Origin of the sequence: Lentihominibacter sp. (assembly GCF_046951855.1) — a bacterium.
GTDB lineage: Bacteria > Bacillota > Clostridia > Peptostreptococcales > Anaerovoracaceae > Lentihominibacter > Lentihominibacter hominis.
The window spans coordinates 24,523-39,082 of the sequence record NZ_JBKTXS010000020.1 but is presented as its reverse complement, the minus strand read 5'-3'; the positions used below and the strand labels follow the sequence as shown (position 1 = coordinate 39,082).

Annotated in this window: 12 protein-coding genes and 1 pseudogene; all 13 read left to right on the top strand. The window is 40.0% G+C overall.

The window, feature by feature from the left end; all coding sequences use genetic code 11:
- Nucleotides 1-54: 54 nt before the first annotated feature.
- Nucleotides 55-1,413, top strand: a pseudogene (locus ACLR96_RS06725) (ABC transporter ATP-binding protein); the annotation flags it as partial.
- Nucleotides 1,406-3,154 (top strand): ATP-binding cassette domain-containing protein, encoded by a 1,749-nt coding sequence (locus tag ACLR96_RS06720; RefSeq protein ID WP_177267557.1) that lies wholly within the window; start codon nucleotides 1,406-1,408, stop codon nucleotides 3,152-3,154. The pseudogene ACLR96_RS06725 and the gene ACLR96_RS06720, both read left to right, overlap by 8 nt.
- Nucleotides 3,155-3,318: 164 nt before the next feature.
- The gene (locus ACLR96_RS06715) at nucleotides 3,319-4,395 is read left to right on the top strand and encodes a glycosyltransferase (protein WP_412265468.1); all 1,077 of its coding nucleotides are present in this window, start codon (nucleotides 3,319-3,321) and stop codon (nucleotides 4,393-4,395) included.
- Nucleotides 4,392-5,057, top strand: a complete 666-nt coding sequence (locus ACLR96_RS06710) for a zinc dependent phospholipase C family protein (RefSeq protein WP_177267535.1) — start codon at nucleotides 4,392-4,394, stop codon at nucleotides 5,055-5,057. The genes ACLR96_RS06715 and ACLR96_RS06710 overlap by 4 nt, the downstream gene beginning before the upstream one ends.
- Nucleotides 4,969-7,299: an HAD-IC family P-type ATPase gene (locus ACLR96_RS06705; protein WP_177267534.1), complete on the top strand. Its 2,331-nt coding sequence runs from the start codon at nucleotides 4,969-4,971 to the stop codon at nucleotides 7,297-7,299. Before ACLR96_RS06710 ends, ACLR96_RS06705 begins: the two co-directional genes overlap by 89 nt.
- Nucleotides 7,250-7,801: a phosphatase PAP2 family protein gene (locus ACLR96_RS06700; RefSeq protein WP_177267533.1), complete on the top strand. Its 552-nt coding sequence runs from the start codon at nucleotides 7,250-7,252 to the stop codon at nucleotides 7,799-7,801. The genes ACLR96_RS06705 and ACLR96_RS06700 overlap by 50 nt, the downstream gene beginning before the upstream one ends.
- Nucleotides 7,802-7,830: 29 nt before the next feature.
- Nucleotides 7,831-9,255 (top strand): ATP-binding protein, encoded by a 1,425-nt coding sequence (locus tag ACLR96_RS06695; RefSeq protein ID WP_177267532.1) that lies wholly within the window; start codon nucleotides 7,831-7,833, stop codon nucleotides 9,253-9,255.
- The gene (locus ACLR96_RS06690) at nucleotides 9,248-9,952 is read left to right on the top strand and encodes a response regulator transcription factor (protein ID WP_177267531.1); all 705 of its coding nucleotides are present in this window, start codon (nucleotides 9,248-9,250) and stop codon (nucleotides 9,950-9,952) included. The genes ACLR96_RS06695 and ACLR96_RS06690 overlap by 8 nt, the downstream gene beginning before the upstream one ends.
- Before the next feature lie 273 nt (nucleotides 9,953-10,225).
- Nucleotides 10,226-11,287: a peptide chain release factor 1 gene (gene prfA / locus ACLR96_RS06685; RefSeq protein WP_177267530.1), complete on the top strand. Its 1,062-nt coding sequence runs from the start codon at nucleotides 10,226-10,228 to the stop codon at nucleotides 11,285-11,287.
- An 11-nt stretch (nucleotides 11,288-11,298) separates the two neighbouring features.
- The gene (locus tag ACLR96_RS06680) at nucleotides 11,299-12,339 is read left to right on the top strand and encodes an L-threonylcarbamoyladenylate synthase (protein WP_177267529.1); all 1,041 of its coding nucleotides are present in this window, start codon (nucleotides 11,299-11,301) and stop codon (nucleotides 12,337-12,339) included.
- A gap of 58 nt (nucleotides 12,340-12,397) precedes the next feature.
- Nucleotides 12,398-12,829 (top strand): ribose 5-phosphate isomerase B, encoded by a 432-nt coding sequence (gene rpiB, locus ACLR96_RS06675; RefSeq protein WP_177267528.1) that lies wholly within the window; start codon nucleotides 12,398-12,400, stop codon nucleotides 12,827-12,829.
- Between the two features lie 44 nt (nucleotides 12,830-12,873).
- On the top strand, nucleotides 12,874-13,503 hold the full coding sequence (upp, locus tag ACLR96_RS06670; protein ID WP_177267527.1) for a uracil phosphoribosyltransferase: 630 nt from the start codon (nucleotides 12,874-12,876) through the stop codon (nucleotides 13,501-13,503).
- Nucleotides 13,504-13,618: 115 nt separating this feature from the next.
- Nucleotides 13,619-14,560, top strand: a 942-nt coding sequence (gene tyrS / locus ACLR96_RS06665) for a tyrosine--tRNA ligase (RefSeq protein ID WP_412265466.1), incomplete at its 3' end; no start/stop codon positions are given.

The window sequence follows — 14,560 nt, the reverse complement described above, 5'->3', positions numbered from 1 at the left end:
CTGTTACCTCCACATTCTTTTTTATTTTGAATGTCCGCAAAATCCGTCCTACATCTGCCGGAAGGTTTGGGCAATGTAGCTGTTCCTGTTATGGTATATATAAGCCTTTTTGCAGTAGATTGGAAGCTGGCTTTGCTGTCTATGGCGTCGCTTCCAATTGGTATGGCGGCTATGTGCGTCATGTATGCTATAGGCAACAAGGACATGAGTAATTATTACAAAGCCGGCAAAGTGATGAATAATACTATCATTGAATACATCAATGGTATGGAAGTTGTAAAAGTTTTCAATAAGGATGGTGATTCATATAAGCGATATGAAAAAGATATAAAGAATTACAGAGATTTTACCTTAGGGTGGTATAAGGCGTGCTGGCCGTGGATGGCTGTATATAATAGTGTACTCCCGTCTACGCTGATACTTACGCTGCCATTAGGCTCGTGGTTCGTACTCAGAGGATATTCAGCGCTTCCCGATCTTATTCTTGTAATGTGTCTTTCACTAAGCATAGGTATTCCTCTGTTGAAAGCGCTGAGTTTTATTCCTTCTCTGCCACAAATAAATTATAAGATATCGGCACTGGAGAATCTGATGAATGAGGAACCGCTAAAGCAAACTGACAGAGATTTTAATGGGGATGGGCTGACTATAAGGTTCACTGATGTGGCTTTTTCATATGAGAAGAAACTTGTGGCAGATCATATAAACATGGTTATAAAAGAAGGGCAGAAAGTTGCTCTTGTGGGAGAGTCAGGATCAGGTAAAAGCACGCTTGCCAAGCTGCTGGTTCATTATTATGATCCTGATCGGGGAGCTATAACTATAGGAGGGCAGGATCTTAGAAATATGAGCTTGGAAGCTCTCACTCAAATTATTTCATATGTAGATCAGGATCAGTATTTGTTTAATACATCTATTTTTGAAAATATAAAGATAGGATGCCCATCGGCATCTCGAGAGCAAGTTATTGAAGCTGCCGAGAAAGCGCAGTGTATGGAATTTATAGATAAGTTTCCTCAGGGGATAGACACTTTATCAGGAAGTGGAGGCAGGAAGCTTTCTGGAGGCCAGCGACAGAGAATAGCTTTGGCAAGAGCCATTCTTAAAAATGCGCCTATAGTTGTTCTTGATGAGGCCATGGCCTTCACCGATCCGGAAAATGAAGATAAACTTGAAAAAGCTATTTCTGAAGCAGTAAAAGGCAAGACTCTCATAGTTATCGCGCACAGACTGCAATCAGTAAAAAATGCAGATATGATATATATGATGGAGAAAGGTTATATAGCAGGTGCAGGGACACATGATCAGCTTATAAGGGAATGCCCTTCGTATGAGAAACTATGGCAGGCAGCTTTAGAAAGTGCAGACTGGAAGACCACCACAGCAGGAAAGGATGGTAAGAGAAATGCTTAAACTTTTAAAACGTATTCTTAGATTATCGGGGAAATACAGCAAGAAAATAAAAGAAGCATTTTTATTTTCATTTTTTAAGTCAATACTGTCTAAAATGCCTATTTTTCTGGCGTTTCTGATATTAGAGAAGTTTTATACTGAAAGTCTGACAGGGATCTATTGCCTAAAAGTAGGAATAGCTTTAGCTTTAATTGTGATAGCGGAATCAGTTTGCCAGTTTGCTGGTGATAAACTGCAGAGTGCATCAGGATACATGATGTTTGCGGAAAAACGGCTTGAGCTGGGTTCCCATTTGAGAAAGCTACCCATGGGATATTTTACAGCAGGCAATATAGGAAAAATCAGTTCTGTGCTAAGTACTGATATGGTTTTTGTCGAAGAAATAGTAATGAGCTCTCTCGCCAACATGATGAATTATATGTTTACAGCAGCGATAATGGGTGTTTTTATTTTATTCTTTGATATAAGACTGGGGATAGTAGCCGTGGCTGTAAGTGTTTTAGCTGTACTGACAGCTAAAAATATGAATCGTATATCTCTTGATGAAGCAGCTGTCCGCCAACAGCAGAGCGAAAAACTTACAGATGCGGTATTATCATTTATAGAAGGTATAGGAATAATAAAAAGTTATAATCTTTTGGGAGAAAAATCAGAGGAATTGTCAGATAATTTCAGAAGATCAAAGGATACAAGCATAAAATTCGAGGAATCTTTGACCCCTTGGCACAGGCGTTTAAATGTACTTTATGCATTGGGAATGACAATTATTTTTGCTTATTCTATATATCTTTATCAGTTAGGGGAGCTTATATTGCCGTATCTTATGGGGTTACTACTGTTCATATTTGATCTTTTCGGGCCTCTTAAAGCATTATATGGAGAAGCAAGTCGGCTTACAGTAATGAATAGTTGCCTTGACAGAATAGAAGAAGTATTAGATGAAAAAGAACTCCCTGATAAAGGAAAGCATCATATTCCTAAAAAATCGGACAATAACATACCTGAAATTGAATTTCGCAATGTATCGTTTGCGTACGGAAAGGAGGAAGTTCTCCGTCATATAGATTTTAGCATGGCTCCCCAGAAAATGACAGCTCTTGTAGGACCTTCAGGAGGAGGCAAATCTACTATTGCTAATCTCATCACAAGATTTTGGGATGTAAAGGACGGGCAGATTCTTGTTCGGGGACAGGATATCAGGAACATACCAATATCGGAGTTGATGAACGACATAAGTGTGGTATTTCAGAGAGTATATCTGTTTCAGGATACAGTATATAACAATATAAGCATGGGTAAACCTCATGCTTCAAAAGAAGAAGTATATGAAGCGGCGAAAAAAGCCAGATGTTATGATTTTATCATGCAGCTGCCTGACGGATTCGATACGGTGATAGGAGAAGGAGGCGCTTCTCTTTCAGGCGGAGAAAAACAGAGAGTCTCTATTGCCCGTTGTATATTGAAAGATGCTCCCGTGATAATATTGGATGAAGCTACAGCAAGCGTAGATGTGGACAATGAAATATATATACAGGAAGCTATTTCCCAGCTCGTAAAGGGGAAAACACTATTGGTGATAGCTCACAGACTTAATACAATAAAAGAAGCTGATCAGATTTTAGTTATTGCTGACGGTTTAATAACCCAGAGGGGAAACCACGATAGTCTTATGAAAAAAGACGGTATATATAAAGATTACGTAGAGCTTAGAGAGAAGACAAGCGGCTGGGAATTGATGTAGCTTTCCATTAATAGTATTGCTGAATTAAAGAATTCTGATGATATAAGAAAGTATCATCGGAATTCTTTTTTTAAAGTTTAAACTTTGTTTAAAAAATATGCGTTGAATCCTTAAACTTTGGGATTAATTTATATGCATAACAAAGATAAGGAGGACGTATGGATATGAAAAATATAGTAATAATACCGGCGCTGAATCCAGATGATAATCTTGAAAAATTGGCGGAAAAAAATATTGCTTTAGGGCAAGAGGTAATAGTAGTAAACGACGGGAGTCTCAGCAGGTATAATACTGTGTTTGAGAGACTGAAAGACAAATGTACTGTGCTTGAACACGCTATGAACCTTGGAAAAGGAGAAGCGATCAAAACTGCTCTGAGATATATAAAAGATGAGAACCAGCGGTGTGATTATATAGGTATAATGGATGCGGATGGTCAGCATCTTCCCGAGGATATGGCTGCACTTTTGAAAGCTGCGGCTCGATATGGCAGCTCGCTGATATTGGGGAGCAGAACTATAAATAATGACGTTCCATGGAAATCAAGAATGGGAAATATAATAACAAGAAAAATGTTTCACATGGTGTCAGGACAGTTCATTTCGGATACTCAGACGGGACTGAGAGCTTTTCCGGCCGGAATGCTGGAATTGATGTCAGAGGTGAAAGGCAGCAGATACGAATATGAGATGAATGTTCTTATAATATGCGCCCAGCGCGGGATAAGTATGAAAGAAGTGCCTATAAAAACCATATACCATGATAAGGAAAACAGCTGTTCTCATTTCCACAAAATTAAAGATTCTTTCCGTATATACCGTGACCTTTTTAAATTTTCCGCCTCGTCTTTCAGCAGTTTTATACTGGATTATGGATTGTTTGTAGTATTCTCTGTCATTTTGCCGTCCTCTTCATGGGGCGTAATGACTGCAAATATAGCTGCCAGAGTTATCAGTGCGGGATATAATTATTCTATGAACTGCCGTTTTGTATTTTATGAAAAAAAGACGTTAAAAACTGCGCTTGATTATCTGGCTCTGGCAGCTTTTATCTTGGTGATGAACAGTTTGGCACTTGAAGCCTTTACGGCAGGGCTGGGAATTCCAGTATATACGGCCAAGATAATGACGGAGTGTGTGTTGTTTATAACGAGCTGGATAGTGCAGAAATACATGATTTTCAGAAAAGCGGGCCAAAAGGGCGGCAGTGGTTCCGGTCAGAGAAAAGAGGCGCTGTCATGAAAAATATAGATCACAGAATGCTTGGAAGAGCTTTGATGGAAATTCACAGAAAACAGGTTCCGTATTTGTGCAGAAAAGCGTTTGTGCTGGGAAGCATAGAGCCTGACAAGAATCCTTTGACATATCTCCACGGTCAGATAAGGGGTAAATTTCTGTGCGGACATAATTATGAGAATGTGATGCCTTCAATACGAAAATTGTATGAAAAACTTAAACAAGGCGGTTACAGTGAGGTGAAGAGATATTATCTTATGGGGAAACTTACTCATTATATAGCTGATATATTTACCTTTCCACATAATGCGGCTTTTCGGGGAAACATTAAAGCTCACGGCTTATATGAAAGAAAGCTGCATGGCTATATGAAAGAAAACCTTCAGTCTTTTGAGAGAGTTGACGAAGAGATAAATATCAAAGATCCGGACGATCTGGAAGAGCTTCATAAAGAATATATCCAACAGGCGGGGACATGTGAGAAGGATTACAGATATATCATTCAGGCCGTAGGGTTTATAGAGGCGGTAAAGGATTTGGGCAGCGAAGGGAATTTTAAGAGAAGGGAGATCTTAAATTATGAAAAAATGTTCAGCATCATATGCAGGATCAGGGATAATGAAAAGCGGACTGAGGATAGTATACGAAAACGTATTCACACTGTTTAACTTTTTGAATTTTTCTATAGCGGCGCTGCTGCTTGCCGTAGGCGCCTATTCCAATATCCTGTTCATATTAATAGTGCTGGCCAACATAGTAATAGGAACGGCTCAGGAACTTAAAGCCAAGAGACTTGTAGAAAAACTTACGCTGCTCAACAGGCCTTTGGTAAGAATTTGCCGTGACGGGAAAGAATATGAAGTTTCGGCGGAAGAAATAACTGAGGGTGACGTTATGGTTCTGAGAAGCGGAGATCAAGTCTGTAATGACGCAATTGTTTCAGAGGGAATGCTTGAAGTAAATGAATCGCTGCTTACAGGCGAATGTGATGCTGTTGTAAAAGAAGAGGGAAGCAGTCTTTTGTCGGGAAGCTCTGTAATTTCGGGGAAAGCTTACGCAGAGGTGGTTCATGTGGGCGAGGAAAATTATGTCCGGAGAATCTCTGCTGAGGTGAAGAAGAGTAAGAAACCTGAATCAGAATTATTGGATTCCATGAATAAGGTAACTCGTCTCACCGGTTTTCTTATCTTTCCTCTTGGCATTCTTTTGTTTCTTGAATCTTTCGTTTTCAGAGGAGATGCAGTGAATTTGTCCGTGATCTCGTCGTCTGCGGCTCTTTTGGGGATGCTGCCTAAAGGGCTTGTGCTTCTCATCTCTGTATCTCTTGCGGCCGGGGTGATACGCCTTGCCAAGATGAAGATCCTGATACAGGATATTTACTCTCTTGAATCTCTTTCTCATGTGGATGTCTTATGTTTTGACAAGACGGGAACGCTTACAGATGGAACTTTGAGAGTAGTTTCTGTTATACCATATTCGCAGGTCTCTGAGGGAGAAATGGCAGCGCTGATAAAATCATACTTTTTCGCCGCCGATGACAATAATACGACTTTTCAAGCTTTGAGGAAAGTTTTTGGCGAAGAGCAGATATACAGATCAGTGAAAAAAATACCGTTTTCGTCAAAGAGAAAGTGGGGATCGGTAAGTTTTGTTGATGAGGGCAGTGTGTTTATAGGGGCACCGGAAAAACTGCTGCCGGAAATTCCGGACAATGTAAGAAGCGAACTTGAAGCTGGACGCAGAGTCGTGAGCATAGGATATTATGGGGATAAGTGGGAAGATGAAAAAATACTTCCTGCCGAGATCAGGCCTCTTTATTTTGTATCTATGGAAGACTCCATAAGGAGAGGAGTTGAGAATACCATGGCTTTCTTTCAAAGGGAAGGCATAAATATAAAGGTCATTTCGGGAGATCATGTGAAGACGGCTTCAGTGGCTGCCAAAAAAGCTGGAATCTCGGGATGGAAGAATGCTGTAGACATGTCTCTTTTGGAAAGGGATGAAGATTTAAAACAAATATGCGACAAATATACTGTCTTTGCCAGAGTATCGCCGGATCAGAAGAAAGCCCTAATTAAAGCGTTTAAAAACAAAGGTCATCGAGTTGCCATGACAGGAGACGGAGTTAATGATTTGCTGGCGATGAGGGAGTCAGATTGTTCTATAGCTGTGTGTGATGGAAGTGATGCCAGCAGACAAATTGCTCAGGTAGTAATGCTTGGTTCGGACTTTACAGGATTACCTTATGTGGTAATGGAAGGCCGCAGGGTAGTGAATAATGTTACGAGAACGGCGGGAGTATTTTTTATAAAGACTGTATATTCTCTTATCGTATCGTTGTTCTGCATAGCTGTCAATATTCCGTTTCCTTTTATTCCGCTGCAGATAACTCTTGTAGATGCTTTTATGGAGGCATATCCATCATTTTTGACTGTTTTCGAGTCGGATACACGAAAAATAGAAGGCAGTTTTTTAAGGAAAGTAATAATTGAGGCATTTCCTTTTGGTATGGCTGTAGCCATGATGATAGCCGTTGTGAGTCAAACAGCGCCTTTTTCTCAGGGGCAGATATCCACTGTGACATATATCATGCTCATAAGCATTTCATATATGGCTGTTCTAAAAAGCTGTGTACCTTTCAATAAGCTGAGAGCATTTATATGTGTTACAATAGTCGTGGGAATATCCGGCATTCTTACGACAGCGCCATGGATGTTTAACATAGGAACTGTAAATATTCATATGGCATTGTACATGATGACGGCGCTTATCATTGCAGCAGTTTTAATCTTTGCGATCAGGGTAGTCATTAAAAAGATGAATAAATATATTTTGGGCAATATGAAAAAGGAGGGTGACCATGACAGGAACAGAAATAATAGTTTTAAACATGATACAAGATCATCTTAGAAGTGCAGCGGCAGATGTCGTAATGCCGGCTATTACGAAGTTGGGAAATGCAGGAATTATATGGATAGTTATGGGAGTAACTCTTTTGGCAACAAAGAAATACAGAAGAGAGGGAATACTTGTTTTGATGGCGCTTGTTGTGGATTTGGTGTGTTGTAATTTGATTTTAAAAAATTTGATAGCAAGACCCAGGCCCTTTGATGTGAATCCAATGGTGAAGCTTTTGGTAGCAGCTCCTGGAGATTTTTCCTTTCCTTCGGGGCATACTGCCGCTTCATTTGCAGCGGTTACTGCTTTGTTTTTGGAAAAAGCAAAATTTTGGTGGGCTGCGCTCATATTGGCTTTGTTGATTACTTTTTCCAGGCTTTATTTATATCTGCACTACCCTACAGATATATTGGGAGGTATATTGACAGGCGTTATAAGTGGAATTATAGCTATGGTTGTGTTTAGAAGGCTTGAGAAGATATATGGAAAAAATCATATTGATACAGTATTATAAATTATCATTAACAATAAGGAGATGAGCTGATGAAATTGGAAAGAAAGACGTTTCGTTCAAACATTATGATATTGGCGGCAGCGTTTTTGTCTTTTCTTATGTTTTGCGTAATTATTGCGGTGTTTTTTGAAGATCCTATTGAAAAAAATTTGGATATTATATTTCAGGGGAAAATTGACGAACATGTCACAGATGTCACAGATGCTATAAAGAAGACTGAAGACGGATCATGGGAAAATCTTAAAGGGTCCCTTAGTGAATATGGATATGATATGCTGGTTTTGAATGGGGACAGTATAATATATGGAAACAGCAGCAGACAGTGGAAAGATATTAGTGACGATATAGGTGGCAGAGTACAAGTTTCTGAAAGTCCTCAGATATTTTTTTACAGGGGAATTACGGTAGTTGAAATGAAGCATGGGGAAAGCGGGAATGTGATATTGGCGGCTAAGTTCAGTGATAACAGTCAGATATCATATATGAAGCAGTTTGATTTTATGTTGTTGTTTATTGCTCTTTTGACAGGGATATCTCTTATAATTGTATTACTGACAGTTTCATATTTTTTTATGAAGCGAACCAATAAAATGATAATGAGGCCTATGAACGAACTTATGAAGGCAGCTGAGAGAATAAAGAATGGTAATTTGAAAGAAGAGATTTATTACAAAGGAGAAGCGGAATTCGAAGATGTATGTACCATTTTTAACAAAATGCAGGTCAGGATACTTGAAGACCGGGAGCAGAGATTGAGAAATGAAAAGGCTCGCACAGATATGATTACAGGGATATCTCATGATTTAAGGACTCCTTTGACGTCCATACAGGGTTATATAAAGGGTATACAGGATGGAGTGGCTGATACCCATGAAAAAAAAGAAGCATATTTAAGAACGGCATATGAGTCAACTGAGGAGATGAATATACTTCTCCAGAAACTTTTTGACTTTTCCAGAATAGAGAGCGGCCAGATGCCTTTTCATATGGTCAAAGCAGATCTGGCTGAGTATGTGTCGGTATATATAGCTCAGAAAGAAAGTGTGACAGAACGGACCGATGTAGTATTTGAGATATCGTGGGACAGCTGTCAGATTATGCCTGATATATGGATGGATGTAGATCAGGTAAGGCGTATTCTTGATAATCTTTTTGAAAACAGTATTAAATATTCATATTCGCACCCTGTTATTATAAGTGTGCGGATATATAGTGATGGTGAAGATATGGTGCTGGAGTGGCAAGATAACGGGCCGGGAGTCCCGGAAGATAAGATTGATAATATATTCGATCGCTTTTATCGCTGTGATGATGCAAGGAATGTGAAGGGCAGTGGAGTAGGGCTTTATGTAGTTAAATATATAATAGAAAGACACGGAGGATGGGCAAAGGCTGAAAATAATGGAGGCCTGAAAATAAGTCTTTGTTTCCATGGAGGGAGGTATAATGGGTAAAATAATGATAGCAGAAGATGATGTGAAAATAGCTCAGTTGGAGCAGGATTATCTCGAAAGCAACGGATATGAGACAAAGATTGTTGGAGATGGAGCCATGGTTATTGCGGAGCTCAAAAAGGGAGGATATGATCTGATTTTACTTGATATAATGCTTCCTAACTGCAGTGGATATGATATATGCAGATCTGTACGAGAGGATATCGACATACCGATATTGATGGTGACGGCTCGTACAGAAGGGATAGATGTGATAAGGGGGCTGGGATTGGGTGCTGACGATTATATAACAAAGCCTTTTGATCCATCCCAGTTGGTTGCAAGAGTTCGTTCCCATTTGAGAAGATATCAGAGACTTACAGGGGGCGGTTCCGGAAAAAATACAGTAGAGCATACTGACAAAATTGTCGCAGGAAATGTAATAATAGAACCGAAGACATGGCGGGTATGGAAAGATGGGCAGGAAATAAAGCTCCCTAACAGAGAATTTGAGCTTCTTTGTTTTATGGCTCAAAATCCTAATATTGTATTTTCAAAAGAGACTCTTTTTGAAAAAATATGGGGATATGATTATGTTTCTGATGCAGCGACAGTTTCAGTGCATATAAACAGAATTAGAGAGAAAATAGAGAATGATCTGCGGAATCCTAAAATAATAGAAACGATATGGGGAGCCGGATATCGTTTTAATTTGTAAAATAGTAAAAAAGGCGGTTTTATTTTTCATTTCGTCATTTTCACTTTTTTATAATTCATATAATTTTATTAAAACATTGTGGCTGAGCAGAATCAGCAAAGAAAGATTTGTTATATCGGTAGGAATACTGGGGATGTTTATTATTTTTGCGGATTAGCAGCCTTTCTAATTAACGGTTTTCTTTATATAAAACTTCTGATATAATATAGATTTAGAAAAAGAGCGGTTTTTTCATGTGAAAATCGCGCATAATCAGAAAAACAGGAGTTAAAAATGTTTGATAAATTAGATTTTATAACGGAAAAATACGATGAGCTCGCTCAAAAAGTTTCAGACCCTGAGATAATAAATAATCAGCCTGTGTGGCAGAAACATGTTAAGGAAATGGGTGAGATGGAGCCTATTGTGAAAAAATACAAAGAATATAAGAAAGCTAAAGCGGATCTGACAGAAGCCAAAGAGATTCTTGAAGACGGAGACGAGGAGATGCGGGAGCTGGCTAAGATGGAAATTTCCGAGCTTGAGGATGTCATAGAACAACAGGAAGAAGAACTCAGAATATTACTGTTGCCAAAAGATCCTAATGATGAAAAGAATGTAATTTTGGAAATAAGAGCAGGAACGGGCGGTGAGGAAGCTGCTTTGTTTGGGGCTGATCTCTTGAGAATGTATACCAGATATGCGGAAAGAAACCGATGGAAGACTGAGCTTATAGAACTTAATGATACAGGTTTGGGCGGAATTAAGGAAGCAGTACTTCTCATAAAAGGAAAAGGCGCTTATTCGAGACTTAAATATGAGAGCGGAGCCCATAGAGTACAGAGGGTACCTGAGACGGAATCAAGCGGAAGGATCCATACGTCGGCTGCCACGGTCGCGGTGCTTCCCGAAGTAGATGATGTAGAAGTAGATCTTAATCCTAATGATGTGAGGGTGGACGTTTACAGAGCTTCGGGAAACGGAGGGCAGTGTGTAAATACAACAGATTCAGCTGTAAGGCTTACTCACGAACCTACGGGTCTTGTAGTTACATGTCAGGATGAAAAATCTCAAATAAAGAATAAGGAAAAGGCTTTTAAAGTATTGAAATCAAGACTTTATGATCTCAAGATGCAGGAACAGAACAAAGAGATTGCCGACCAGAGAAAAAGTATGGTTGGTTCCGGGGACAGAAGTGAAAGGATCAGGACATATAATTTCCCTCAGGGAAGGGTTTCAGATCACAGAATAGGAGTTACGCTTTACAAACTGGATAATTTTCTTGACGGAGATCTTGATGAGATAATAGACGGTCTGATTACAAACGATCAGGCTGAGAAGATGAAAAACTTCTAAGGTGTTGTGATATGCAGACAAAGATATTTACCACAAGTGAATGGGATATAAGACAGGCTGCCGTTATCATAAAAAACGGAGGCCTTGTGGCTTTCCCCACGGAAACAGTATATGGACTGGGAGCTGATGCTTTTGATGAAGAAGCTGTTGCTCGAATATATGCGGCAAAAGGAAGACCCAGTGATAATCCAATGATAGTTCATATCGCAAGAGCAAGTGATATAGGCCAGCTGACTCCTATGCTCAGTGCTGATATCGTAGCTTTGATAGATAATTTTTGGCCGGGACCGCTTACTATGGTACTGAAAAAAAAAGAGTGCGTCCCTGACAGAACTACAGGCGGCCTTGACACAGTAGCTGTCAGAATGCCTGACAGTGAAGCGGCTTTGTCTCTTATAAATATGGCAGGGTGTCCGATAGCAGCACCCAGCGCTAATATATCAGGCAGCCCAAGCCCAACGAGAGCAAAAGATGTTATTGCTGATATGAACGGTAGAATAGATGCGGTTATTTCAGGGGAAGACTGTCGGGTTGGCATAGAATCCACCGTTGTAGACATGACAGGAGATAATCCAATTATACTGAGGCCCGGAATAATAACAGCAGAGAACATAGAAGCAGCAATAGGAAAAAAAGTAAGATATGACGAGGCTTTGCTTAAAGACGTTGACATTGGAACGCTGGACCCGGCAGACGGAGCAGATATAAACGGGGCAAATAATTATAAACCCAAATCTCCGGGAATGAAGTACAAGCATTATGCTCCCAAGGCACAGATGACTGTTATCGAAGGCAGGCGGGAAAAAGTAAAGAGTGAGATAGAACGTTTGAAGATCCTTAATGAACGACTGGGATTAAAAGTAGGCGTGATACTTTTTGAGGAAAAGGCTTTTATCGAAGCTGCTCATGATTTTTTCTCAAAGCTGAGAGATCTGGACAGTGAGGGTGTCGATTTAATATTGGCAGGAGCTATGAGCGACAGAGACGGGGTCGGATTTGCAGTTATGAACAGAATGCTCAAATCGGCCGGATACAATATAGCAAGAGTGTAGTGAAGATAAGAAAAAACAGAAGACCACAAAGCCGCATCAGCGGAGAAAGGGTGCAGACATGAAAATTGCCATCGCCAGCGATCACGGCGGATACAGCTTGAAGGAAGCTATAAAGAAATATTTACAGTTCAGAAATATAGAGATTATAGATCTGGGGACCGATTCTGAGAAATCAGTAGATTATCCTGTTTTCGGCAGGGCGTGTGCAGAAGCTGTCGCCAAAGGCGAGGCAGAGCGCGGAATAGTATGCTGCGGTACCGGTATAGGTATATCCATAGCGGCAAATAAAGTAAAGGGTATAAGATGCGCTCTATGTACGGATGTTCATATGGCTGAAATGGCGAAAAAACATAATAATGCTAATATTCTGGCCTTGGGAGGGCGTACAACAGAAGAAAAAAAAGCTCTTGATATTATAGCTGCGTGGCTTGATACGGAATTTGAAGGGGGAAGACATCAAAGAAGAGTTAATATGCTTGATGAAATGTGAAAATAAATGTTTTTATATGAGAAGAAAGGTAGGTACTATTTATTATGGGCAATGTATATGTATTCGATCATCCGTTGATCCAGCATAAGACTGCGATGCTGAGAAAAGAAGAAACAAGTGTTAAAGATTTCAGAGAATTAGTAAGAGAAATCTCTATGCTTATGGGATATGAAGCAACGAGGAAGCTTCCGCTGGAAGAAGTGGAAATAACTACTCCTATGCAGAAGACTACAGTAAAAATGCTTCAGGGTGAGGATATAGCTATAGTGCCTATTTTGAGAGCAGGGCTTGGAATGGTTGACGGAATGCTGGCTCTTGTGCCTAATGCCAAAGTAGGGCATGTAGGGCTTTACAGAGATCCCGAAACTCATGAGCCTGTTGAATATTACTGCAAACTGCCTAATGATATAGAAAAAAGAGAGATTTTCGTGGTGGATCCTATGCTGGCCACCGGAGGAAGTGCTGCGGCAGCTATTGATTTTATTAAAGCCAGAGGCGGAAGAAAAATCATCTTTATGTGCCTTATTGCAGCTCCTGAAGGTATTGAAGTGTTGCAGAAAGCACATCCTGACGTAGATATATTTATAGCGGCCAAAGATGAATGTCTCAATGATCATGCATATATACTGCCCGGACTTGGTGATGCCGGAGACAGACTTTACGGTACGAAGTAATGATGATTCTCCGTGAGGACCCGGATCTGCTTGTGAATCGTCCCCGTGATGTCAGCTGGGATGAGGCGGAGTCAAAAGGGCAAGATAAGATGAGTAACTTGGAGGAAAAACATAGATGAAATATGATTTTATACCTGACAGCGTAAGTAAACATGATAACGTATATGATGTTCTTAAGGAAAGAGGATTTATAGAACAGTCAACAGACGAAGAAAGAGTTCGTGAACTTCTGCAGAATGAAAAAGTAAAATTTTATATCGGGTTCGATCCTACTGCAGATTGTCTTCATGTGGGGCATTTCATGCAGGTCATAATAATGATGTATATGCAGAAATACGGGCATACACCGGTAGTTCTGATAGGTGGTGGAACGGGATTCGTAGGAGATCCGTCCGGCAGAAGTGACATGCGTCAGATGATGACCCCGGAAACCATAGAGAATAATTGTGTGGCTTTTAAGAAACTGTTTGATAAATTCCTGGACTTTGATGAGGAATGGCAGTATGAAGGGAATAACGGTGTCTTTTCTCCGGGACATGAAAACAAGGTTCCGGAACCGGGCAAAGCGATTTCCGTAAACAATGCAAGATGGCTGCTGCCGCTGAATTATATAGACTTTATAAGAGATATCGGATCATGCTTTAATGTCAATACTATGCTGAGGGCTGAATGCTTTAAACAGAGAATGGACCGTGAGGGCGGATTGACGATGTTTGAGCTTAACTATATGTTGATGCAGAGCTATGATTTCATGGTGATGGCAAGAGATTTTGATGTAAAGATACAGTTTGGAGGAAATGACCAGTGGTCTAATATTATTGGCGGAGTGGATCTTACGAGAAAGAAAACAGGCAAAGAGGTTTATGGTATGACATTTTCTCTTTTAACTAATTCTGAGGGTAAGAAAATGGGGAAGACTCAGAAGGGCGCTCTTTGGCTTGATGCGGAAAAAACTTCACCGTATGAATTTTATCAGTATTGGAGAAACGTAGCGGATGCAGATGTGGAAAAGTGCCTCAGAATGCTTACTTTCCTTCCTATGGATGAGGTAATGAGG